20 protein-coding genes are annotated in these 23,902 nt (G+C 68.1%); all 20 read right to left on the bottom strand.

Annotation, left to right across the window (positions count from 1 at the left end):
* Nucleotides 1-5: 5 nt before the first annotated feature.
* Nucleotides 6-794, bottom strand: coding sequence for a 1-acyl-sn-glycerol-3-phosphate acyltransferase (locus E3O39_RS18175; RefSeq protein WP_134446085.1), 789 nt, complete (start codon nt 792-794; stop codon nt 6-8).
* Between the two features lie 85 nt (nt 795-879).
* The gene (gene dnaE / locus E3O39_RS18180; protein ID WP_134558368.1) at nt 880-4,347 is read right to left on the bottom strand and encodes a DNA polymerase III subunit alpha; all 3,468 of its coding nucleotides are present in this window, start codon (nt 4,345-4,347) and stop codon (nt 880-882) included.
* Nucleotides 4,348-4,454: 107 nt separating this feature from the next.
* Nucleotides 4,455-5,375 carry an RluA family pseudouridine synthase gene (locus E3O39_RS18185; protein WP_134446087.1) on the bottom strand — a complete coding sequence of 307 codons (921 nt, stop codon included), beginning with the start codon at nt 5,373-5,375 and terminating at the stop codon, nt 4,455-4,457.
* A gap of 8 nt (nt 5,376-5,383) precedes the next feature.
* Nucleotides 5,384-6,022 carry a signal peptidase II gene (gene lspA, locus E3O39_RS18190; protein ID WP_134446088.1) on the bottom strand — a complete coding sequence of 213 codons (639 nt, stop codon included), beginning with the start codon at nt 6,020-6,022 and terminating at the stop codon, nt 5,384-5,386.
* Nucleotides 6,012-6,638 carry a DivIVA domain-containing protein gene (locus tag E3O39_RS18195; RefSeq protein WP_134446089.1) on the bottom strand — a complete coding sequence of 209 codons (627 nt, stop codon included), beginning with the start codon at nt 6,636-6,638 and terminating at the stop codon, nt 6,012-6,014. The genes lspA and E3O39_RS18195 overlap by 11 nt, the downstream gene beginning before the upstream one ends.
* 138 nt (nt 6,639-6,776) lie before the next feature.
* Nucleotides 6,777-7,073 (bottom strand): YggT family protein, encoded by a 297-nt coding sequence (locus E3O39_RS18200; RefSeq protein WP_134446090.1) that lies wholly within the window; start codon nt 7,071-7,073, stop codon nt 6,777-6,779.
* Between the two features lie 8 nt (nt 7,074-7,081).
* Nucleotides 7,082-7,618: a cell division protein SepF gene (locus E3O39_RS18205; protein WP_134446091.1), complete on the bottom strand. Its 537-nt coding sequence runs from the start codon at nt 7,616-7,618 to the stop codon at nt 7,082-7,084.
* 35 nt (nt 7,619-7,653) lie between these two features.
* Complete coding sequence (locus E3O39_RS18210; protein WP_241975251.1) at nt 7,654-8,346, bottom strand: YggS family pyridoxal phosphate-dependent enzyme; 693 nt, start codon at nt 8,344-8,346, stop codon at nt 7,654-7,656.
* Between the two features lie 7 nt (nt 8,347-8,353).
* On the bottom strand, nt 8,354-9,535 hold the full coding sequence (gene ftsZ, locus E3O39_RS18215; RefSeq protein WP_134446092.1) for a cell division protein FtsZ: 1,182 nt from the start codon (nt 9,533-9,535) through the stop codon (nt 8,354-8,356).
* Nucleotides 9,536-9,737: 202 nt separating this feature from the next.
* Complete coding sequence (locus E3O39_RS18220; RefSeq protein WP_134446093.1) at nt 9,738-10,889, bottom strand: FtsQ-type POTRA domain-containing protein; 1,152 nt, start codon at nt 10,887-10,889, stop codon at nt 9,738-9,740.
* A gap of 9 nt (nt 10,890-10,898) precedes the next feature.
* Nucleotides 10,899-12,305 (bottom strand): UDP-N-acetylmuramate--L-alanine ligase, encoded by a 1,407-nt coding sequence (gene murC / locus E3O39_RS18225; RefSeq protein WP_134446094.1) that lies wholly within the window; start codon nt 12,303-12,305, stop codon nt 10,899-10,901.
* Nucleotides 12,306-12,368: 63 nt separating this feature from the next.
* Entirely contained in the window at nt 12,369-13,484 is a 1,116-nt protein-coding gene (locus tag E3O39_RS18230) for a glycosyltransferase (protein ID WP_134446095.1), read from the bottom strand.
* The gene (gene ftsW / locus E3O39_RS18235) at nt 13,481-14,764 is read right to left on the bottom strand and encodes a putative lipid II flippase FtsW (RefSeq protein ID WP_134446096.1); all 1,284 of its coding nucleotides are present in this window, start codon (nt 14,762-14,764) and stop codon (nt 13,481-13,483) included. The genes E3O39_RS18230 and ftsW overlap by 4 nt, the downstream gene beginning before the upstream one ends.
* Nucleotides 14,733-16,277 carry a UDP-N-acetylmuramoyl-L-alanine--D-glutamate ligase gene (gene murD, locus E3O39_RS18240; RefSeq protein ID WP_134446131.1) on the bottom strand — a complete coding sequence of 515 codons (1,545 nt, stop codon included), beginning with the start codon at nt 16,275-16,277 and terminating at the stop codon, nt 14,733-14,735. Before murD ends, ftsW begins: the two co-directional genes overlap by 32 nt.
* Before the next feature lie 2 nt (nt 16,278-16,279).
* Nucleotides 16,280-17,371, bottom strand: a complete 1,092-nt coding sequence (mraY, locus tag E3O39_RS18245) for a phospho-N-acetylmuramoyl-pentapeptide-transferase (protein ID WP_134446097.1) — start codon at nt 17,369-17,371, stop codon at nt 16,280-16,282.
* Entirely contained in the window at nt 17,368-18,831 is a 1,464-nt protein-coding gene (gene murF, locus E3O39_RS18250) for a UDP-N-acetylmuramoyl-tripeptide--D-alanyl-D-alanine ligase (RefSeq protein ID WP_134446098.1), read from the bottom strand. The genes mraY and murF overlap by 4 nt, the downstream gene beginning before the upstream one ends.
* Nucleotides 18,832-20,376, bottom strand: coding sequence for a Mur ligase family protein (locus E3O39_RS18255; protein ID WP_134446099.1), 1,545 nt, complete (start codon nt 20,374-20,376; stop codon nt 18,832-18,834). It lies immediately after the preceding gene.
* Nucleotides 20,377-20,389: 13 nt separating this feature from the next.
* Nucleotides 20,390-22,177 (bottom strand): penicillin-binding protein 2, encoded by a 1,788-nt coding sequence (locus E3O39_RS18260; protein ID WP_241975250.1) that lies wholly within the window; start codon nt 22,175-22,177, stop codon nt 20,390-20,392.
* A gap of 65 nt (nt 22,178-22,242) precedes the next feature.
* On the bottom strand, nt 22,243-22,896 hold the full coding sequence (locus tag E3O39_RS18265) for a hypothetical protein (RefSeq protein ID WP_134446100.1): 654 nt from the start codon (nt 22,894-22,896) through the stop codon (nt 22,243-22,245).
* Nucleotides 22,893-23,846, bottom strand: a complete 954-nt coding sequence (gene rsmH / locus E3O39_RS18270) for a 16S rRNA (cytosine(1402)-N(4))-methyltransferase RsmH (protein WP_134446133.1) — start codon at nt 23,844-23,846, stop codon at nt 22,893-22,895. The genes E3O39_RS18265 and rsmH overlap by 4 nt, the downstream gene beginning before the upstream one ends.
* Nucleotides 23,847-23,902: the final 56 nt, after the last annotated feature.

Genomic DNA, 23,902 nt, shown 5'->3' on the forward strand with positions numbered 1-23,902 from the left:
CCGGGTCAGGCGTCGTCGCGTGTCGCGGCAGTGCGCTTGAGCGCGCGGAGCCGCTGGCGTTCTGCCTCGACGACCGCAGCCTCCTCCGGGGTCGGAGCCGCGCCGCCGAGATGGCGCGGCTGCCACCACTGGCCGGAACCGTCGACGGGATACCCGGCCTGGAGTTCGTCGACCATGGCCTGGAGGGTGTCGTGGAGCTGCGCGGTGAGCTCCTGGGCGTCGACGGCGGGGTCGAGCTCGAACGGCGCTCCCACGGAGAAGCGGATCGGCACCCGGTACGCCTCCCGCAGGGTGGGCTTGTGGTTCTTCGTCAGCAGCCGGTGGCCGCCCCAGACCGCGACAGGGATCACCGGGACGCCGGCCTCCCTCGCCATCCGGACCGCGCCGGACTTGAGCTCGCGCACGGTGAAGGAGGCGTTGACCCCGCCTTCCGGGAACACCCCGAGGAGTTCACCCGCGCGCAGGGCGGCGACGGCCTCGCCGTATGCTGCGGCCCCCGCCTGCATGTCGACGCTGATGTGGTGCATACCGCGCAGCAGCCAGCCGACGACGGGCTTGTCGAAGGCGCCCTTCTTGGCCATGAAGCGGATGTGCCTGCGGTTGTGCAGCCAGGCCTGCCATTCGACGAGGGCGAAGTCGGCATAGCCGAAGTGCGTGATCGCCAGGACGGCTCCCCCGGTATCGGGGAGGTTCTCGAAGCCGGTCGCCGCAGCCTTGAGCCGGAAGACCCCGAAGATGGCCCGGCCGGCCACGATGGCCGGGGTGTAGAACGGTTCGCTCGTGCGACGTGTCATGGTCCAAGGCTATTCCCGGGCGCATAGCCGACGGGCTATGCGCCCGGCGCGGCGGACGCGGCCGGCTCGGCTGGGACGGCGACCTCTAGCTGAGGCAGAACGGGCCGAGCAGGCTCTTGAGCTCGCCGAACAGGTCTGCGCTGATCGTGACCTGGTACGGCAGTTCGAAGACGCGGGCCGAATCGTTCTTGATCAGCTTGAGCCGCACCTCGGAGGAGCCACGGTGCCGGATCAGCACGTCGCCGAGCGCGGTGACGGTGTCGGTCGTCGCGCGCGCCTCTGTGAGGGTGATCGCGAGGGTGCCAGAGTCGCCGGTCTGTCCGAGGTCCGGCGCGAAGAGACTGTATGCGTGGATGTTCATGCCGTCGTCCCGGAGGCTCACCCGACCGCGCACCACGACGATCGAGTCGTTGATGAGCGCGGGCGCGAACTCCTGGTACGCCTTGCCCATGAACATCACGTCGATGTCGCCGCCGAAGTCCTCGACCTGGATGATGCCGTACTGGTTGCCGCTCTTCTTGGCGATCCGGTGCTGGACGCTCGTGATGAGGCCGGCGATCGTGACGGTGTCAGCGTCCTGGGTCTGTTCGGAGGCGAGCAGGTCGGCGATGGAGGTCGAGGCGTGTTTCGCGAGCGGGATCTCCAGGCCGGCGAGCGGATGGTCGGAGACGTAGAGGCCGAGCATGTCGCGTTCGAAGGCGAGTTTCTCCTTCTTGCTCCATTCCGGACGGTCCGGGACCTGTTCGGTCTCCTGCGGGTCGTCGAAGAGGCTGTCGAAGTCGAAGCCGACCATGCCGTGTTCCTCGTCGCGCTTGATCTTCACGGCGGACTCGACGGCGCCCTCGTGGATCTCGACCATGGCCCGGCGGGTCGCTCCGAGGGAGTCGAAGGCGCCGGCCTTGACGAGGGATTCGACCGTGCGCTTGTTGGCGACCTGGATCGGCACCTTGCGGAGGAAATCGTGGAAGGACTCGAAACGGCCCTTCTCGTCGCGCGAGGCGCGGATCGCGTCGACGACGTTGAAGCCGACGTTGCGCACGGCGCCGAGCCCGAAGCGGATGTCCGGACCGACGGCCGCGAAGTAGCCGATGGACTCGTTGACGTCCGGCGGGAGCACCTGGATGCCCATCCGGCGGCACTCGTTGAGATAGAGCGCGAGCTTGTCGCGGGAGTCGCCGACGCTCGTCAGCAGGGCCGCCATGTACTCGGCCGGGTAGTGCGCCTTGAGGTAGGCGGTCCAGTAGCTGACCACGCCGTACGCCGCGGAGTGCGCCTTGTTGAAGGCGTAGTCGGAGAACGGCAACAGGATGTCCCAGACGGTCTTCACCGCCTCCATGGAGTACCCGTTGGTCTTCATCCCGGCGGAGAACCCGGCGAATTGCTTGTCGAGCTCCGATTTCTTCTTCTTGCCCATGGCCCGGCGCAGCAGGTCGGCCTGGCCGAGCGAGAAGCCGGCGAGCTTCTGCGCGATCGACATGACCTGTTCCTGGTACACGATCAGGCCGTATGTGGTGCCGATTACGTCCTTGAGGGCTTCCTCGAGTTCGGGGTGGATCGGCACGATCTCCTGCTGCCCGGTCTTCCGCAGCGCGTAGTTGGTGTGCGAGTTCGCGCCCATGGGCCCCGGCCGGTAGAGCGCGATGACGGCGGAGATGTCCTCGAAGTTGTCGGGTTTCATCAGGCGGAGCAGTGCGCGCATCGGGCCACCGTCGAGCTGGAAGACGCCGAGGGTGTCACCGCGGGCGAGCAGCTCGTATGCGATGGGGTCATCGAGGCCGAGGTCCTCGAGCACGGGCCGGTGGCCGCGGTTGACGGCGATGTTGTCGAGGGCGTCGTCGATGATCGTGAGGTTGCGGAGCCCGAGGAAGTCCATCTTGATCAGTCCGAGGGACTCGCACGCCGGGTAGTCGAACTGGGTGACGATCTGGCCGTCGGCCTCGCGCTTCATCACGGGCACGATGTCGATCAGCGGGTCTGACGACATGATCACGCCGGCCGCGTGCACGCCCCACTGGCGTTTCAGGTTCTCGAGGCCGAGCGCGGTGTCGAAGACCGTGCGGGCCTCGGCATCCGTCTCGATGATCGCGCGGAAGTCGACGGCCTCGCGGTAGCGCGGGTGGTCCTTGTCGAACATGCCGGTGAGCGGCATGTCCTTGCCCATGATCGGCTGCGGCATGGCCTTGGTGAGCTTGTCGCCCATCCCGAACGGGAAGCCGAGTACCCGGCTGGAGTCTTTCAGGGCCTGCTTGGCCTTGATGGTGCCGTAGGTGACGATCTGGGCGACGCGCTCGGAGCCGTACTTCTCGGTGACGTAGTGGATGACCTCGCCGCGGCGACGATCGTCGAAGTCGACGTCGAAGTCAGGCATGGAGACACGGTCCGGGTTGAGGAACCGCTCGAAGATCAGGCCGTGCACGAGCGGGTCGAGGTCGGTGATGCCCATCGCGTACGCGACCATCGACCCGGCTCCCGATCCGCGCCCTGGGCCGACCCGGATGCCGTTCGTCTTGGACCACATGATGAAGTCCGCGACGACGAGGAAGTAGCCGGGGAAGCCCATCTGGGCGATGATGCCGACCTCGTAGTCTGCCCGGGTGCGCACCTCGGCGGGAATGCCGTTCGGGTACCGGCGGGCCAGGCCGAGCTCGGTCTCCTTGACGAACCAGCTTTCCTCGTTCTCACCCTCCGGGGTCGGGAAGCGCGGCATGTAGTTGGCCTGGGTGTCGAACTTCACCTCGCAGCGCTCGGCGATCAGGAGCGTGTTGTCGCAGGCTTCCGGGTTGTCGCGGAAGAGGTGCCGCATCTGGGCCGCGGTCTTGAGGTAGAACTCGTCTGAGTCGAACTTGAACCGGTTCGGGTCGTCGAGGGTCGACGCCGACTGCACGCACAGCAGGGCGGCGTGCGCCGTCGCATCGTGGGCGTGCGTGTAGTGCAGGTCGTTCGTGGCGACGAGCGGGAGGTTGAGCTCCTTGGCGAGGCGGAGCAGCTCGCTCATGGTGCGGCGCTCGATGTCGATGCCGTGGTCCATGATCTCGCAGAAGTAGTTCTCCGGTCCGAAGATGTCCCTCAGCTCCCCCGCAGCCTTCTTCGCCTCGTCGTACTGGCCGAGACGGAGGCGGGTCTGCACTTCGCCGCCGACGCAGCCGGTCGTGCCGATCAGGCCGTTCGAGAACTCGCTCAGCAGCTCGCGGTCCATGCGGGGCTTGAAGTAGTAGCCCTCGAGTGAGGCCTTCGTCGAGAGCCGGAAGAGGTTGTGCATGCCCGCGGTGTTCTCGGCGAGCAGCGTCATGTGCGTGTACGCGCCGCTGCCGCCGACATCGTCGCGGTTCTGGCCGCTCGTGCCCCATTTGACCCTGGTCTTGTCCCGCCGGTCGGTGCCGGGGGTGATGTAGGCCTCAGTACCGATGATGGGCTTGATGCCGGCGTCCGTCGCGGACTTCCAGAAGTCGAACGCGCCGAACATGTTGCCGTGGTCTGTGATGGCGACCGCGGGCATTCCCTGTTCGACGGCCTCTTTGATCAGCGGTTTGACCCGCGCGGCTCCGTCGAGCATGGAGTATTCGCTGTGCACATGCAGGTGCACGAAAGAATCATTCGATCCGTTCGCGCTAGTGGTATTCGACACGGATGCTCCGGTAGATGGTGTGTGGTGTTCCTGGCCTAGACATCCCTGAGCACGGTCAGGGCATGCTCGAGGTCCGCGGGGTATTCGGCGGAGAAGGTGACCCATTCCCGGGATTCCGGGTGGAAGAACGCAAGCTGTTTGGCGATCAGCCACTGCCGGGTGAGTCCCAGCCTGGCCGTGATCGAGGGGTCTGCACCGTACATGGCGTCGCCGACGCACGGATGCCGCTGGGCGGCCATGTGTACCCGGATCTGGTGGGTGCGTCCCGTCTCCAGGTGCACTTCGAGCAGGGACGCCGAGGGGAAGGCCTCGAGGGTCTCGTAGTGGGTGACCGAGTCTTTGCCGCCGGCGATGACCGCGAATTTCCAGTCGGAGCGCGGGTGCCTGCCGATGGGCGCGTCGATCGTGCCTGCACTCGGGTCGGGATGGCCCTGCACGACGGCATGGTAGATCTTCTCGACCTCGCGGTCGTGGAAGGCCTTCTTGAGGGCGACGTACGCCGTCTCCGACTTCGCGACGACCATGAGTCCGCTCGTGCCCACGTCGAGGCGATGCACGATGCCCGCGCGCTCCGAGGCCCCAGAGGTCGCGATCCGGTAGCCGCCGGCGGAGAGCGCGCCGAGAACCGTCGGGCCCGTCCAGCCGACGCTCGGGTGGGCCGCGACACCGGAGGGCTTGTTCACGACGACGATGCTCTCGTCGTCGTAGACGATCGTGAGGTCGGGGACCTCGATCGGAACGATTTCGAGAGCGTCCTTCGGTTGCCAGTTCACCTCGAGCCAGCTTCCCGCGTGCAGGCGGTCGGACTTGCCGACCACGACGCCGTCGATCGCGACACCGCCTGCCTCGGCGACCTCTGCGGCGAAGCTGCGGGAGAAACCGAGGAGTTTGGCGATGCCGGCGTCGACGCGAACGCCGGCGAGGCCGTCCGGAAGGGGGAGGGAGCGGGTTTCCATGGGGGGAATCAGGGTGCTAACTGGGTGGGTGTTGCCGGGGTGCCTTCGGCGGGCAGGGGCGGGGCCGGGGCCGAGCCGGGGTCGGCCGGATCGGCATCATCGGCGGTGGCATCGGAGGTGCCGGCCGGCTCGCGCACGGCCCTGCGTCCGTCGAGGCCGATGCCGCGGATGGTGAGGATCATGAAGATCACCATGCTCGTGACGATCGACGCGTCCGCGACGTTGTAAATGGCGGGGATCAACCAGGGTGTCGTGATGAAGTCGACGACGTGGCCCAGGCCGAAGGACGGCTCCCGGAAAAGCCGGTCGGTGAGGTTTCCGAGCACGCCGCCGAGGAGCAGGCCGAAGACGAGCGCCCACGCCAGGGAGCGGATGCGCCCGGCGAAGATCACGATGAACACGACGACCGCCGCGGCGATGATCGTGAAGATCCACGTCATGCCGGTGGCGAGGCTGAACGCCGCGCCCGGGTTCCGGACGTAGTGCCATTGCAGCACATCCCCCAGAACCCGGACGGTACTTCCTTCGGTCAGCGAACTGACGACGAGGAACTTGGCCGTCTGGTCGAGCGCATAGACGCCCAGCGCGGCGAGGCCCAGAACGATGAGCGCGCTGGATCGCCCTTTCGTTCGGACCTTAGGAGCCAAAGCCCTGGTAGCTCGGCTTCTGCGCGCTCTCGGCGCCGACCGGTGAGGCAGCGTCGAGGTCGTGCAGCTGGCCCTCGATGTAGCTCTTCAGCTTCTGGCGGTATTCGCGCTCGAAGGTGCGGAGCCCGTCGATCTTGTTCTCGAGGACGGAGCGTTCCTTGTCCAGGATCGTGTTCTGTGCGCGCTGCTTGGCTTCGGCCTCCGCAACGAGGCGGGCCGCAGTTGCGTGGCCCTCCGCGATGAGGGCGTCGCGCTTCTCGGCGCCTTCCTTGACGTGTTCCTCGTGCAGGCGGCGGGCCAGCTGCAGCAGGTTCGTGGTGCCGGCGGTCTCGTCGATCGGCTCGGCCACGGGAGCCGCTGCGGCGACGACCGCGGGAACGACGACGGGCGCGGGAACGACCTCGGGAGCCTTGACGGCTTCGACGGGGGCGACGACGGGAGTGCTTCCGGCTTCGGTGCTGACACCGGCGCGGAGCTCCTCGTTTTCGGCAGTCAGGCGGCGAAGCTCGACGACGACCTCGTCGAGGAAGTCATCCACCTCGTCCTGATCGTATCCTTCACGGAACTTGGTCGACTGGAACCGCTTGTTGACTACATCTTCCGGAGTTAGCGCCATGGCTTTCCACCCTTAAAACTCAGTTGAGAACTTTTTGTCGAACGAATAGTTGACGCTACCGGACGGAGCGTGTTGCACACGTGAACCCGGTACGCCTCGATCAAGAATACATGCCGCACTCCGGAACGGACGCGAGAACTACCGGAGAGCGCCGACGACGCCCATGCCGATGATCGTGCAGAGCATGGTCAGGCTCCAGCCGAAGTCGAATGCGATCGGGCCGACGCGCAGTGGCGGCAGGATGCGCCGGAAGAATTTGACCGGTGGATCGGTGACCACGTAGATGAATTCGACCAGAACGAGCGTGATTCCCTGCGGGCGCCACGAGCGATTGACGCTGCGGACGAGGTCGACGATGAAGCGTCCCCACATGACGAAGAAATACAACAGCAGGGCGTAATAGATGATCCAGGCGAGCAGTGTGACGACGAACACGGCCGAGACTATGACTGCGCGAAGAAGGACGACTCCGTGTCGGACTCCTCGGCGGCGTTGTCGCCCGAGACGACGATGTGGGACGGCGAGAGCAGGAACACCTTGGCGGTGACCCGTTCGATCTTGCCGTAGAGGCCCTGGGAGAGGCCGCTTGCGAAGTCGATGAGCCTGCGCGCGTCGGCGTCACTCATCTGGGAGAGGTTGATGATGACCGGAATGCCCTCGCGGAAGGATTCCGCGATCAGCTGGGCATCGCGGTACTGGCGCGGGTGGACGGTGAGGATTTCATTCATTTCTGAGGCAGCCACATTCTTGGGAGTGGAGGTCTTGCGCAGCGGGGTCACCGGGGCGCGGCCATTGGTGCCGTGAGAGCCCTCGACGCGCGTCGCGGACGGGCCGGCCTGGTGCGGCGCGGCAGTCTTCGGCTGGGCGGAATTCGAGACGGCATTCTGATCGGCCGCGGGTGGGGCGACGGGCGCCTCGTACTCCAGCTCTTCGTCTGCCAGCCCCAGGTAAACCATGGTTTTCTTGAGCGGGTTGGACATCTCGACCTCCGTGTTGGTGATTCTTCGTACTCAGATTAACCGAGAGTCGGGCGATTCCCGGTGATTGCGGTGCCAATTCGAAGGTGTGTCGCCCCTTCGCGGATGGCCTCCGGATAGTCCTGCGACATGCCCATCGACAGGAATCGCGCCTCGGGCGCGGCCCTTCGGATGCCCTCCCCGAGTGACCGGACCCTGGCGAACTCCGCTGCCGGTTCCGCCCCGAGCGGGGCGACGGCCATGAGCCCGAGCAAGCGCAATCCCGGCGTGCCGAGCACGTGCTCGACGAGCGCATCGAGCCCGGAGGGATCGACGCCCCCGCGAGCGGGGTCGTCCGTGAGGTTCACCTGGATGAAGCAGTCGATGGACGAATCGGCAGAGCCGAGGGCCGTCGCGAGGGACGCCCGGTCGACGGAATGCACGACGTGAGCGTATGAGCGCACCTGCCGGGCCTTCTTGCCCTGGACCTGGCCGACGAAATGCCAGGTGAGGTCGCGGCCGGCCAGGGCGCCGGCCTTTTCCTGGGCCTCCTGGTGGCGATTCTCGCCGAAATCGTGCACACCGAGCCGGAGGAGTTCCTCGATCATCGTGACGGGATGGAACTTGGTCACGACGATCGTCGTCACGTCCGCCGGGTCCCTGCCCGCGTCCCTGGCGGCCGAGGCGACCCGTTCGCGCACGACGTCGAGCCGCCCGGCGAGGCCGGACGGCTCAGGACGCAATTCGGTCACGATGGGTTTACTTGAGGAAGTCGGGGATGTCCAGGTCGTCGGGGTCTTCTTCGAAGGCCGGGTCGGCGACGGCCGTCCCTGCTTCTCCGGCGGACCAGGTCGCGACGCTTGCCTCTTCGGTGCCGAAGACGCTCGCAGCGCCGCCCGATGCAGCATCCGCCGTAGCGGAGACGGCGCCGGCGGCGACACCCGCGGCCACGAGGTCCGCGTGGCGCACCTCGACGGCCTTGACACCGGGTTCTCCGCCGTCGAAGCCTGCTGCGATGACCGTCACCCGGACCTCGTCACCGAGGGTGTCGTCGATGACGGCACCGAAGATGATGTTGGCTTCGGGGTGCACGGCCTCCTGGACGAGGCGGGCCGCGTCGTTGATCTCGAAGATGCCGAGGTTCGAGCCGCCCTGGATCGAGAGGAGCACTCCGTGTGCGCCGTCGATGGACGCCTCGAGCAGGGGGGAGGCGACGGCGAGTTCTGCCGCCTTGATGGCGCGGTCTGCACCGCGTGAGGAGCCGATGCCCATGAGCGCGGAACCCGCGCCCTGCATGACGGACTTCACGTCGGCGAAGTCGAGGTTGATCAGACCGGGGGTCGTGATCAGGTCGGTGATGCCCTGCACGCCGGCGAGGAGGACCTGGTCGGCCGTTGCGAAGGCCTCGAGCATGCTGATGCCGCGGTCGCTGATTTCCAGCAGGCGGTCGTTCGGCACGACGATGAGCGTGTCGACCTCGTTCTTGAGGGAGGCGACACCCGCCTCGGCCTGGGCCTGGCGGCGCTTGCCCTCGAAGCCGAACGGCTTCGTGACGACGCCGATGGTGAGCGCGCCGATGGACTTCGCGATGCGGGCGACGACGGGTGCTCCGCCGGTGCCGGTGCCGCCGCCTTCGCCGGCGGTCACGAAGACCATGTCGGCTCCCGCGAGGGCTTCTTCGATTTCTTCGGCGTGGTCCTCGGCGGCACGACGGCCGACCTCGGGGTCCGCGCCGGCGCCGAGGCCACGGGTGAGGTCGCGACCGACGTCGAGCTTGACGTCGGCGTCGCTCATCAGCAGCGCCTGGGCATCGGTGTTGATGGCGATGAACTCGACGCCACGGAGGCCGAGTTCGATCATGCGGTTGACAGCGTTGACGCCGCCGCCGCCGATTCCAACAACCTTGATGACAGCGAGGTAGTTCTGGTTTGTTGTTGACACGTCCGGCCTCCGGTGGAACCCTAAACCTCTGGTCGAAGTTTAAAGTTATGCTGAGTATGCAATTCCTGATTCCGAAGGTAAGCGCCACGCATCCCCCTCCGGGGAGGCGCGCCCGCGTGTCGCGAACAACCCCGGAAAAATCACCGTGCGGATTACGCGTGGCGGGACGACTCGGTTCCCCGGCCGGCGGATGGCCCGCGGATCAGCGGAGGACGGCGCTGTCCGGAGAAGAGACGTCGTATTCCTTGACGGTGCCGACGGGGTGGCTCACGATGAGCGCGGCGAGCACGACGGCCTTGTACTCCGATCGCTCCGCACTCCCCCACACCACCCGGGCCCCACCGGTCAGGACCAGGGTCACGTCGTCGGTGGTCGCCGCCGTGACCGTGTCGAGCTGCTGGCGGACGGCATCCGGGACGGCAGCGATGACGGCCGTCGCGGCCTGGAACCCGGCGCTGCCGACGCCGGCCCGCGCGTCGATCACGGGATAGTCGGCCAGGCGTGCAGGGCCGTTCTGGATCACGACGCCCGCGGCATCGACGAGGTTGAACCCGCCGGGGACGACGACCGTGCCGACGGGCGTCCGTTCGACGATCCGCACCACGAGGGTGCCCGGTGGCCTGCTCTCGGTCACGTAGCTCTGGATCAGCGGGAACGTACCGAGGTCCTCGCGAATCCGCGCGAAGTCCACGAGGGGCAGCGGGGTGCCGAGCTGGTCGCCGAGCGCGGCGGTGACCTGGTCGGCGGAGATCCGGCTGGTCCCGACGACCTCGATCGTGCGGAGCGCCATCAGCGGCGAGTACGTCCCGATGAGAACGAACCCGAGGAGAGCGGCCACGGTACCGAGCGCGACGAGCCAGGCCGTGCGGCGGCGGCGCGAGCGCCAGGTGAAGCGGCGCACCTCCTCGCGTTCGTAACGCTTGCGCGCACGTCGGGCGGCGCGGAACTTGCGCCGGGCCGTTGCGGGGGTCAGCGCGGGCTCTGCGTCCTCCCCTGCCGTACCGGCGGTCTCCGTCTTTGCGTCAGACGCCCGCCCCTTCGGCGGCCGTGCGCCCGGTGACCGCGCCGGCACCGTCGTGATCGGCTCGGTGACGGGTTCGGCCTGCTGCGCTCCTGACGAGTGCAGAGGCGAGACGGAGGCGAGGTGCGGCTGCTCTGGCCGGCGTTTCGGGACCGTGATGGGTTCGGTGCTGGTGCCGTCGGTCGTTCCCCGGCCGCCGGCGGGAGTCGCGGTGTCCGCGGGGCGGCGCGACGAACGCTTCGTGCCCCGGCCGCCGGGTGTGGCAGCGCTGGGCGCGGCGCCGTCCCTGGTGGGCGGCTGCTCCGGCCGGTCGAAGCCCTCTGGTCGCCTCATTCCCCCGTGCTATCCCTGGGCCTGGACGCGGTCGCCGAGCGATTCGAGCAGCTGGGGGACGATCCGGTAGACGTCACCGCAGCCGAGTGTGACGACGAAGTCGCCGGGTCTGGCGATGCGCGCAACGTAGTCGGCGGCCTCCTGCCAGTCGGGCACGTAGGCGACCTTGGATGCGTCGTGGAACTTTCCGGAGACCAGAGCGCCGGTCACGCCGGGCTCGGGATCCTCGCGGGCGCCGTAGACGCCGAGCACGACCGTCTGGTCAGCGGTGCGTTCGAGGGTGTCCGCGAACTCCTGCGCGAAGAGGCGGGTGCGGCTGTACAGGTGCGGCTGGTGCACGGCGATGATGCGCCCGGTCCCGACGACGGTCCGTGCCGCGGTGAGCGCGGCCGCGACCTCCGTCGGGTGGTGGGCGTAGTCGTCATAGACACTGACGCCGTTCACGGTGCCGTGCAGTTCGAAGCGGCGCTGGGTGCCTCCGAAGGTGGCAATGGCCGCGAGCGACGCTGCGGGGTCGCAGCCGAGTCCGACGAGCACGGCGAAGGCGCCTGCCGCGTTGATCGCGTTGTGCCTGCCGGGGATCCGCAGGGTCGCTGAGTAGTCCTGGCCCGCATACGAGACGGAGAAGCTCACGGGACCATCCGTCACGACGGAGTGCACGCGCACGGTCGCGTCGGCGGCCTCGCCGAAGGTGACGACCTTCTGGCCGGTGAGGCTCCGGGTGACCCGGACCGCGCCGGGGTCGTCTGCGGAGATCACGACGAGCTCGGTGGCTGCGTGGGAGAACTGCACGAAGGCGGCCTCGAAAGCTTCGAGGGACCCGTAGTGGTCGAGGTGGTCCGGATCGACGTTCGTCACGAGCGCGATGGCCGTGTTGTACAGCAGGAAGGACCCGTCGGATTCGTCGGCCTCGACAACGAACAGGTCATCGGTTCCCGCGCCCGCCGAGACGCCGAGGGACTCGATCACTCCGCCGTTGACGAAGCTCGGGTGCTTGCCGATGCCGAGCAGGCCCGTGACGATCATCCCGGTCGACGTGGTCTTGCCGTGTGCGCCGGCGACGGAGACGAGGCGGTGCTTCTGGATCAGCCAGGCGAGCGCCTGGGCCCGGTGCAGCACCGGGAGGCCGCGCTCGAGGGCGAGGACGTACTCGGGGTTGTCCTGCCAGAGCGCCCCAGTGACGACGAGGGAATCGGCATCCCCGACATTCTCCGCGGCGTGGCCGATGCTGATCCGCGCTCCGAGCTCGCGCAGGGCGAGCACGTTCGCCGACTCGCGCACGTCGGAGCCGGTCACGGTGTGGCCGGCCGCAAGGAAGAGCCGCGCGATGCCGCTCATTCCGGAACCGCCGATGCCGACGAAATGTACCGTTCCCAGGTCCGCAGGAATGACGAGGTTCAGGTCGGGCTTGATCACGTGGTGCCGCTCTTCTCAGTGTCGAATCTCAGTGTCGAAATCGGGTGTGGTGCGGCCTCTACGTTACGCGTCGGCGCCAGGGATTGCCGGATTGACGCCGCCGTGTGGTTGGCCGAGGGCATCGCTGACGAGGTCCGCCATCCGCTCGGCGCCGTCGCGGCCTCCGACGGATGCCGCGAGCTCCCCCATCCTGCGCACGCGCGGCCGGTCGGTGAGGAGCGGCACGAGCTCGTCAGCGACCCAGGCGGGCAGGAAGGCCGCGTCGTCGACGATGATCCCGCCACCCGCGGCGACGACGGAGGCCGCGTTGAAGCGCTGTTCCCCGTTTCCGACCGGGTAGGGCACGTAGACGGCGGGGATGCCGAGCGCGCTGAGCTCGCAGACCGTCCCGGCCCCTGCCCGGGAGACGGCGAAGTCCGCGCTCGCGAGGGCGAGGTCCATCCGGTCGCAGTACTCGATCATCCGGTAGTGGTCGATGGCCGGGTCGGAGACCTCGGATTTCTGCCCGGTGATGTGCAGCACCTGCCAGCCGGCCGCGACCAGCGCCGATGCTGACTGCACGGCCGTGCCGTTGAGGCGCCGCGCGCCGAGGGACCCGCCCGTGACGAGGAGGGTCGGCCGGCCGGGGTCGAGGTCGAAGAAGCGCAGCGCCTCCGCCCGGACGCCGGGGCGGTCGAGGTTCTGGATCTCCGGCCGCAGCGGCATTCCCACGACCCGGCCGTGGCGGATCCGGGTTCCGGGGAACACGACGCCGACGCGCGTGGTCAGCCAGGCCCCGAGGCGGTTCGCGAGTCCCGCGCGGAAGTTCGCCTCGTGGATGGCGATCGGGATGCCCGCCCGGCGGGCCGCGAGGTAGGCCGGCGTCGAGACGTAGCCGCCGAAGCCCACGACGACGTCGACCTTCCTGGCGCGGAGCACGGCGGCGAGGTCGCTGACGGCGCGGTTGAACCGGGGCAGGAAGAGCACGGCGGCGCGGTTCGGGCGGCGCGGGAACGGCAGCCGTGGCACGAAGATCAGCTCGTAGCCGCGTGCGGGTACCAGGCGGGCCTCGAGGCCTTCCCTGGTGCCGAGCACGATCATGACCGCGTCGGGTTCGCGCGCGCGGATCGCATCGGCGACCGCGAGCAGGGGGTTGACATGGCCGGCGGTCCCGCCGCCGGCCAGGAGGTACGTGGTCACTCGGACACCCGTCTCGGTCCGGGCCGTGCCGCCGGGTGCTCGGTTCCGCCGGGGGTGCGCCCGGCCGGATCGGGGTGCGCGCGGGCGAAGGACAGCACGATGCCGATCGCGATCAGGGTCGAGAGCAGGGCTGTGCCGCCCGCGGAGACGAGCGGAAGCGGGACGCCGAGGACGGGGAAGACGCCGAGGACGACACCGATATTGACGAGCGCCTGGCCGATGACCCAGACCATCACGGCGGCCGTCGACACGCGCGCCTGCACGCTCGTGCTCGAGCGCATGATCCGCAGGAAGGCGAACGCGAGCAGGATGAACATGCCGAGCACGACGATGGCGCCGATCAGGCCCAGCTCCTCGCCGATGATCGCGAAGATGTAGTCGTTGTCCGCAGCGGGCAGCCAGGACCATTTGGCCTTGGAGTTGCCGAGTCCGACGCCGAAGATCCCGCCGTTGGCGAGTGCCCAGGTGCCGTGCAGCGGCTGCCAGCACGCCGCGGAGATCGTTCCGGTGTGGTCGTCGCAGCCGGTGTTCAGGAAGGAGAGGATGCGGGTCATCCGGTTGGAGCTCGAGACGGCGACGAGCACGCCCGCGACCGTGCCGACCAGGAGCGGGAGCGCGAGCATCCGCAGCCGGACGCCCGCGAAGAAGAGCGCGCCGAAGAGGATTCCGGCCATGATGATGACGGTTCCGAGGTCGCCGCCGATCAGTACGAGCATGATCGATCCGCCGCCGACGCCGAACACGGGAATGTAGACGTGGCGCCAGTCGTCGAGCAGGTCCTGCTTCTGGGAGAGGATCATGCCGAGCCAGATGACGAGCGCGAGCTTGATCGCCTCGGACGGCTGGAACTGGACCCCGCCGAGGGACAGCCAGTTCGTGTTCCCTGCGACGGTGATGCCGAGCGGGGTGAAGACGACGAGGCACTGCAGCAGGCACGCGATGATCAGGGTCGGCCAGGCCACCCGCTGCCAGAACTTGATCGGCATCCGGCTGACGAAGAGCATCAGCGGGACACCCACGGCCGCGAAGCCGCCCTGGCGGAGCACGGTGCCGAAGAAGCCTGCGTTCTCGAGGTAGGAGTCGACCGACGATGAGGACAGCACCATCACGAGGCCGAAGGCGACGAGGAAGAGGGTCGTTCCGAGCAGCAGGAAGTAGCTCGTCGATTCCGCCTTGAACACGCGTCCGAGATGGATGCGGGTGGCGGGGTTGTGCGCCTCGGGCGCCGGCTGGTGGGGGGCTGCGGTCCTAGGCGTTCGAGCCAGGGGCAGTCTCGCCATCCGCCTCACCTCCCAGATAATCGTGAACGGCTTCCGCGAAGAGGCGGCCGCGTGCTGCGTAGTCGGAGAACTGGTCCATCGATGCCGCCGCCGGTGCGAGCAGCACGACGTCACCTGACTCGGCGATGCCTGCCGCGGCAGCGACGGCGTTCGGCATCACCTGTCCAGTGTCAGCGGCATCGATCTCGAATACGGGCAACCCGGGGGCGTGTCGCAGGAATGCCGCCCGCAGGGCGTCCCGATCGACGCCGATGATGACGGCGCCCCGGAGCCTGGGCACGTGGGTGCTGACGAGGTGGTCGATGTCGACGCCCTTGAGCAGGCCGCCGACGAGCCAGACCACGGAGTCGAACGCGGCGAGCGACGCATCCGCTGCGTGCGGGTTCGTGGCCTTCGAGTCGTCGACCCAGCGGATGCCCGCTGCGTCTGCCACGATCTCGATGCGGTGTTCGTCGAGCTGGAAGGTCTCGAGCACGTCATGGATGATCGGTGCGTCGACGTCGAAGGACCGCGCGAGGGCACTCGCGGCGAGGATGTCGGCCACGAGGTGGGCGGCGCCGAGGCCGCGGGCGCGGAGCTCGGGCACGGTGGTCAGTTCGATCGCGGTGTCGAAGCGTTCCTCGAGGAAGGCGCGGTCGCAGAGGATGCCGTCGACGACGCCGAGGTCGCTCGGACCGGGGACGCCGAGGCCGAAGCCGATGGCGCGGGCGCCCTCGCGGACTTCGGCGTCCTCGACCATCGTGCGGGTGGCCTCGTCGTCCTTGTTGTAGACGCACGCGATCTTGGTGTTGGCGTAGACGGTGGCCTTTGCCTCGCGATAGGCGGCAGCGGAGCCGTGCCAGTCGAGGTGGTCGTCCGCGATGTTCAGGCAGACGCTCGCCCACGGCACGAGGGCGCCCGGCCCTGTGCGTGGCAGGTGGTGCAGCTGGTAGCTCGAGAGTTCGACGACGAGCACGTCCCAGCCGAGCGGGTCGCGGACGGCGTCGAGGACGGGCACGCCGATGTTGCCGCAGGGGGCGACCCGGTGGCCTGCTGCGGCGAGGATCGTCGCGGTCAGCTGCACGGTCGTGGTCTTGCCGTTGGTGCCCGTGACGAGGATCCACTCTGCCGGGGCGCCGACCTTGTCGCGCAGGCGCCAGGCCAGTTCGATGTCGCCCCAGACGGGGATTCCGGCTGCGGCGGCCCAGAGCAGCAGCGGGTGGTCGGGGTGGAAGCCGGGGCTGACGACGAGGAGTTCCGGACGGTGGGCGGCGAGTTCAGCGGGGACTTCGCTCAGGTCGGCCTGGACGAGCCCGGCGCCGATCACGCCGAGGAGCCTGGCCCGGTCGTCCGGGGCGTTACCGGCGACGACGAGGACGTCCGCGCCGAGTTCGGCGAGGGTGTCCGCCGCGGCGAAGCCCGTCACGCCGAGGCCGAGGACGGCGACCCGGAGCCCGGTCCAGTCGGCGTGCCAGCTGATGAGGCCGTCGAGGCGGCGATGGCCAGAGTGCGTGTCGTATGGGTTGTTGCTCATCATCATGCGGTCAGCCATTCGAGGTAGAACGAGCCGACGCCCGCCGCGACGAGGAGTCCGCCGACGATCCAGAACCTGACGACGACGGTGACCTCGGCCCAGCCCTTGAGCTCGAAGTGGTGGTGGATCGGGCTCATCAGGAAGATCCGTTTGCCCCGGGTGACCTTGAAGTACGCCCTCTGGACGATCACGGAGCCGGCTTCGATCACGAACAGGCCGCCGAGGAGCACGAGCAGGAGCTCGGTGCGGCTGAGGATCGCGAGTGCGGCCAGCGCCCCGCCGATGGCGAGGGACCCGGTGTCGCCGAGGAAGATCTTGGCGGGTGAGGTGTTCCACCACAGGAAGCCGATCAGGCCGCCGACGATCGCTGCGGCGACGATGGCGAGGTCGAGGGGGTCGCGCACGTTGTAGGAACGGTAGAGGTCGCCGATGTCCGCTCCCCCGTACCTGGCCTGGTTGGACTGCCAGAAGCCGATCACGATGTACGCCCCGATGGCGAGGATCGATGACCCGGTCGCGAGCCCGTCGAGGCCGTCCGTCACGTTCACTCCGTTGGAGGTCGCCGCGACGAGGAAGCAGATCCAGACGATGAACAGGGCGATCCCGACGATGGTCCCGAGCTTCATGAAGTCGAGGGGCAGGTCGCGCAACAGTGAGATCTTGGTGGATGCCGGGGTGAGGCCGTGCCTGTTCGGGAACTGCAGCGCCAGAACGGCGAAGACGCCGGCGACGAGCACCTGCCCGCTGATCTTCTGCCAGCCGCCGAGGCCGAGGCTGCGCTGGTTCCGGGTCTTGATGAAGTCGTCGAGGAATCCGACGAGCCCGAGTCCGACCATCATGAACAGCACGAGCAACGGGGACGCCGTGATCGGGGTGCCCGTGAGCCACATCGCAAGGAAGTAGCTGATCAGGGTGCCGAGGATGATGACGATGCCACCCATGGTCGCGGTGCCGCGCTTGGCGTGGTGGCTCTTCGGGCCGTCATCGCGAATGAACTGTCCCCAGCCGAGCTTGTGGAAGAGCCGGATGAACAGCGGGGTCAGGGACAACGTGAAGACGAGCGACATCGCGCCGGACATCAGCAGGGCTCTCATGAGAAGAACTCCCCGAGGCGGTCGCCGAGGAACCTGAGGCCCGCGGAGTTCGACGACTTCACGAGCACCGTGTCACCGGGGCGGATGGTCGCGGTGAGGAGGGCGAAGGCGTCGTCCTGGTCGTCGACGAAGAGCGACTCCCCGTCCCAGGACCCCTCGTTGATCGTGCTGATGTGCATCCGGCGGGCGGCGAGTCCCACCACGACGAGCTGGGAGATGTTGAGTCGCACGGCGAGCAGTCCGATGCGGTCGTGCTCGTCCCCGGAGAATTCGCCGAGTTCGCTCATTTCGCCGAGGACGGCGACGGTGCGTTCTCCCGGCCGCCGGATCTGGGCGAGGGTCTTGAGGGCCGCCGTCATCGAATCGGGGCTCGCGTTGTACGCATCGTTGATGACCGTGACCCCGTCACGCCCGCCGAGCACCTGCATCCGCCAGCGTTCGGCCGTGACGACGGATTCGAGTGCCGCGACGATGTCGTCGATGCCGATCCCGAGCACCTCTGCGGTGGCCGCAGCGGCGAGGGCGTTCATCACGTGGTGCTCTCCGAGTACCTGGAAGGTCACCGGGCGGGTGTCGCCGCCCGCGAGGTGCAGGGTGAACGTCGTTCCGCTGCTCGAGACCTCGATCCCGGTCGCGTGCACGCCGGAGAAGTCCGTTCCGTCCGGTGCGCGCGAGGTGCCGGTGGCGTCCTGGCCGAACCAGACCACCCTGGCGCGGGTGTGTGCCCGCATTCCGGCGACGCGGGGGTCGTCGGCGTTCAGCACGGCGACATCCGTTGCGAGGAGGTCGGTGACCATTTCGGTCTTGGCGGCCAGGGTCGCTTCGATTCCGCCGAATTCGCCGGCGTGGGCGAGGCCGACCTTGAGGACGATCCCCACGTCCGGACGGACCATCCGGATCAGCCTGGCGATCTCGCCGATGCCGCTCGCGCCCATTTCGGCGACGAGGAACCGGGTGTCGAAGTCGACGGCGAGCATCGTGATCGGCGCGCCCACCTCGTTGTTGAAGGAGGCGCGGGCGGCGACGGTCGGGCCGACGCGTTCGAGGATGGCGCGCAGCAGGTTCTTGGTGGTCGTCTTTCCGTTGGACCCGGTCACGCCGATCACCCGGAGCCGACCCTCCGCGCGGACGCGGGCCACGACGAAGGTGGCGAGGTCGCCGAGGGCGACCACCGCGTCTGCGACGATGATCTGGGCGACGGGGAGGTCGAGCGCGCGCTCGACGATGAGGAGCGCGGCGCCGTTGTCGATCGCGGCAGGAGCGAAGAGGTGACCATCGGTGGTCTCCCCCGGCTTCGCGACGAAGATGCCGCCGGGGCGGATCTCACGCGAGTCGGTGTCGACGGCACCGGAGACGACGGTCGCCGGCGTCGTCGGCGAGCCGTCGGCGTTCAGGGCTCCGTCGAGGTGCAGGGCGCCGTTGACGGCGCCGGCGATCTCGGAGAGGGAGAGGGCGATCATCTACTGCCACCCCGCTTCGCGCAGCGCGAGCCGGGAATCGTCGCGGGCGGAATAGGGGATCTTGACGCCGTTCACTTCGTGATAGTTCTCGTGGCCGGGGCCCGCGTAGAGGATCGAGTCGCCCTCGACCGCGAGGCCGAGCGCGGTGCGGAAGGCGGTGCGCGGGTCGGCGACCTCGTAGAGCTCCACGTCGGGGACGGCCTCTCGGGCGCCGGCGATCAGGGCGGCCCTGATCGAGGCCGGGTCCTCGTAGCGGGGGTGGAAGTCGGTGATGACGACGACGTCTGCGCCCCTGGCTGCGATGGCACCCATGGCCGCGCGCTTGGTGGTGTCGCGGTCGCCGTCGGCGCCGAAGACCATGAACAGTCGCCCCGGCGTGAAGGTGCGGATGGCCGCGAGGGTGTTGAGGAAGGCGTCCGGGCTGTGACCGTAGTCGATGTAGACGAGCGGTCCGCGGTCGCCGGAGATGCGCTCGGTGCGCCCCGGGATGTAGACGTCGATGCCGCCGTCGCGGGCGAGGGTGTGATTGATGGCATCGAGGTCGTAGCCGGATTCGACGAGCATCAGGATGGCCAGTGCGGCGTTCGCGGCCATGAACCAGCCGATCAGCGGAACACGGGTCTGCAGACGGCGGCCCTCCGGCCCCTCGAGCAGGAACTCCGTGTAGAGGGCGTCCTCCGACACGATCGAGAGGTGCCAGTCGGCGTCGACCTCTGGATGGATGCTGAGGGTCGTCACCGGGATGCGGCACTCTGCGACGATCCGCTGGCCCCATTCGGAGTCCACGGTGATGACGCCGCGCCGGGACCGGTCGGGCTGGAAGAGTTCGAGTTTGGCCTGGAAGTACTCGTCGAGGCTGGCGTAGTCGTCGAGGTGGTCGTGGCTGAGGTTGGTGAACCCTGCGACATCGAAGACGAGCCCGTCGACGCGGTGCCTGCTGAGGGCCTGCGCGGAGACCTCGATCGCGACGGCGCGCACTTCGGCTTCGCGCATCCTGGCGAGAAGGGCATGCAGTTCGGTGGCCTCCGGGGTGGTGAGCGAGCTCACGACGGCGAGGTCGCCGATGCGGCGTTCCGCGGTCGAGGTGAGGCCTGTGACGACGCCGAGCTGGTTCAGGATGGCGACGAGGAGGTAGACGACGCTCGTCTTGCCATTCGTTCCGGTCACTGCGAAGAGCGTTGCCGGGTTCTCGTCGGTCCGGTAGATCCAGGCGGCGACCGCGCCGAGAGCGGCGCGCGCGTCCGGGGTGACGAGGATCGGCAGGCCGCTTCCGGCGGCGACGAGCGCACCGGCCTCATCGGTCAGGATGGCGACGGCTCCGGCCTCCCTGGCGTCGTCGGCGAAGCTCGCGCCGTGGAAGGCTCGCCCGGGAACACCGACGTACAGGTCGCCCGGCTGGACGGAACGGGAGGAGATACTCACGCCGGAGACTTCGAGACCCTCGATGTCGCCGCGCAGGAAAAGTTCGAATTCATCAACCATGCCCGACAACGACCGCGCAACCGGGTGCTGAGGACGGAGAGCCGATGGTGCCAACTCGGTCACGGGGCTCGCTTTCTTACCAGGTACCGGGAAGGGCAGGCGCTGGAGCGCCCGATGGAACTGCCCGGTACTTCTTCAGCACCTGGCTCATGACCTCCTGGAAGATCGGAGCGGGCGCTGCAGACGAATTCAGTTTAACAGGATCGGCGAGACTGACCGAAACGACGTACTCCGGATCGTCTGCGGGAGCGAACCCGGAAACCGACACAAGGTACCCGTGGGTGTACCCGCCGTGGCCGTCCGGCATCTGGGCCGTTCCGGTCTTCGAGGCGACCCGGTAGCCGGGAATGTTCCAGACCTTGGACAGCCAGGCCTTCTGGTACACCATCTCAAGCATGTCCGAGGTGTCGTGCGCGGCCGATGCCGAGACGACCTGGGTTCCCGCTGCTGCCGGCACATTCGTCATGGTGCCGTCCGCCTGGCGGCAGCCGGCGACGAGCTGGACGGGCAACCGGACGCCCTTGTTCGCAATGGTCTGGTAGATGCTCGCGATCTGGAGCGCCGTCGTGGTCAGGCCCTGGCCGAACATGGTGGCGTACTTGGTCTGGGGGTCCCATTCGTCGTAGGGATGCAGGATTCCGGAGTCTTCGGCGGGGAACCCCGCCTCCGTCGCAGTGCCGAGGCCGAACTTGGTCATGTAGTCATAGCGCTGCTTGTCGGTCAGCAGTTCGCCGAACTTGGACATACCGGTGTTCGAGGATTCGATCAGCACGCCGGTGAGGGTGAGGTGCAGGTCGGCGTGACCGGAACTGTCGTTGATGTTCGCGCCGTTGCCCGGCAGGTATCGATAGGGCGCGACGACCTGGGTATTCACCGTGGCCTTGCCCGCATCGAGAACGGATGCCGCGGTGAGCGCCTTGAAGGTCGACCCCGGTTCGAAGGAGGCCGTGAAAGCGCGCGAGCCGCGGTCATCGGGGTTGGTCGTTCCGTTGACGTTGTTCGGGTCGACACTGGGATAGTCGGCGACCGCGACGAGCTTCCCGGTCTTGACCTCCTGCACCACGACCGTTCCCCACGCCGCGCCGGTGGCCTGGGCCTGCTTGGCCAGGGCCTGCTGGACGAACCACTGCAGGTCGGAGTCGATCGTCGTCACGACATCTCCGCCGTCGACGGCCGCCTTCTCCGTGACGGTGCTCTGCGGCAGCCGGACGCCGTCTGCGCCCTTCTCGTAGGTCTCCGTTCCGTCGGTGCTCGCGAGGCAGGAGTCCTGGCCGATTTCAAGGCCGGCCTGGGCTTCACCCTCTGACGACACGAATCCGACGAGGTTGCCTGCGACCGCACCGTCCGGGTACACCCGGCCGGGCTTCTTCTCGAAGTAGATCCACGGGATCTCGAGCGCGTCGACCGCCCGGAACACAGAGACATCCACTGCCTTGGTCACCATGGCGTAATCCGACGCGGGATTGGCGGCGAGCGACGAAGAGATGATCGCGAGGATCGCGTCTCCGGTCTGACCGGTGATGGCGCCGACCTCCGCAGCGGCCTGGGCGACGGTGACCGTCTGGTCTCCCGCCGCCGTTGTGCGGGTGAACTCGACGGCATTGCGGGGAGACAGCGTGATGTTGTAGCGCATCACCGTCCCGGCGAGTACGACGCCGTTGGCGTCGACGATGTCACCGCGTGAGCCGTAGATGGGCTGCTCGACCGATCGGTTGCCGAGTGAATCGGCGCTGAGGGTGTCGGCACGGACGACCTGGATGTCGACGAGCCTGACCACGAAGAGTGCGACGATCGCGAAGAGGAGAACGACCGTGATCGCGATGCGGCGCTTGCCGCTGCGCGTCGACCTGGCACTGACACCCACAGTTTCGGTTCCTTACTGCGGACGGGGCCGCGGTTGTGGCACCCCGGCTCGTGCGGGAATGCGTTCTAGCGAGTCGTGGGCGTCGGGAGTCCGGCGCCAGGGGCTGGCACGGCGGCGGTTGAGGTTGTCGGGGCGGTCGTGGTGGCTGGTGACGTCGCGGCGCCGGCGACGCTCGCGCCCTGCCCGGTGGCCTGGGCTGGCTGTGTCACCAAAGGTACGCCGGTGAGCAGCGCGTTCGGCACGAGACTCGCCGCACCGGCCTGACTGCCCGTTGCGGAACTCGGGGCGCCGAGCACTGCGGAGTCGGAGAGGCGCAGGTAGACCGGGTTGGAGTTGCTGATCATGCCGATGGCCTCGGCGTTGGCCGCGAGGCTCTGCGGGGAGGAGACCCGGACGAGGTCCTCCGTGACGCTGTCGGCGGTGCGGCTGAGTTCCGTCTGGCTGGCCTGCAGGCGGGACACCTCGTACGCGCCCTGCGAGATTCCGACGCTCAGCAGGAGCTGCGCGACAATGATCACCGCAACCCCGGCGACGGCGGACAGGGCGAAGGCGATCTTGGGTCGTGCCCGGCGCTGGCTGCGCGTTGCGACGATCTCGATGTGGCGAAGCCGCGAGCCTGGCTGGCCTGCCGGAGCGTCCAGCGGTTTCTGGTCGGGGGTGTCGTGCCGGGGGGCACTTTCCCAGTTCGGTCGCAGCACGCGTGCGAGATTGTCGCTCATCCGGCTCTCCTCAGTCGCTCGGCGGCGCGAAGTCTGACCGACGTCGCACGGGGGTTTCTCGCCTTTTCTTCTTCCGAGGCGAGTTCGGCGCCCCGGATCAACTGTGTGAACAGTGGCTTGTGTTCCGGCAGCTCGATGGGCAGGCCGGCGGGGGCGCTCGAGGTGGATGCCCGGGCGAGCGCCTTCTTGACGATCCGGTCCTCGAGCGACTGGTAGGCCTCCACGACGATCCGGCCGTGCACGGCGACGGCGTCGAGGGCGGCGGGGATCGCGCGTTCGAGAACGGAGAGTTCCTGGTTGACCTCGATGCGCAGGGCCTGGAAGACCCGCTTCGCCGGGTGTCCGGTGCGCTGGACGACGACGGGGGTGACCTTCGTGAGGATCGCGACGAGCTCGGCAGAGCGGACGAGAGGGGCGGTGGACCGAGCCTCGACGATGGCCTTGGCGTAGCGTGCCGCGAGTTTCTCTTCGCCGTACTCGTGGAAGATCCGGCGCAGTTCGGACTCGCTGTACGTCGCGAGGATGTGCTCCGCCGTCAGGTCGCTCGTGTTGTCCATCCGCATGTCGAGCGGAGCGTCCTTGGAGTACGAGAAACCGCGTTCGACCCGGTCGAGCTGGAGCGAGGAGACTCCGAGGTCGAAGAACACGCCCTGGACCTCTTCGATGCCGAGGGAGTCGAGGGCGTCCTGGATGCCGTCGTAGACGGTGTGCACGAGGTGGATCCGGTCGCGGAACGGCTTGAGGCGCTCCTCGGCGATCGAGAGCGCCTCGAGGTCACGGTCGAGGCCGACGAGGGTGAGTCCTGGGAAGCGGGTCAGGAAGGCCTCGGAGTGCCCGGCCATGCCGAGGGTCGCGTCGACGAGCACGGCGCCGGGCTGGTTCAGGGCCGGCGCGAGGAGCTCGACACAGCGTTCGAGCAGTACGGGGGTATGGATTTCGTCGATGTTCATGGTCCCGGGGAGTAGTTCCTGGATCCTGATCCCCATCCGGCAGTCCTGGCACCGGG

The organism is Cryobacterium sp. MDB2-A-1 (genome assembly GCF_004402675.1).
In the GTDB taxonomy this organism is placed as follows: Bacteria; Actinomycetota; Actinomycetes; order Actinomycetales; family Microbacteriaceae; genus Cryobacterium; species Cryobacterium glucosi.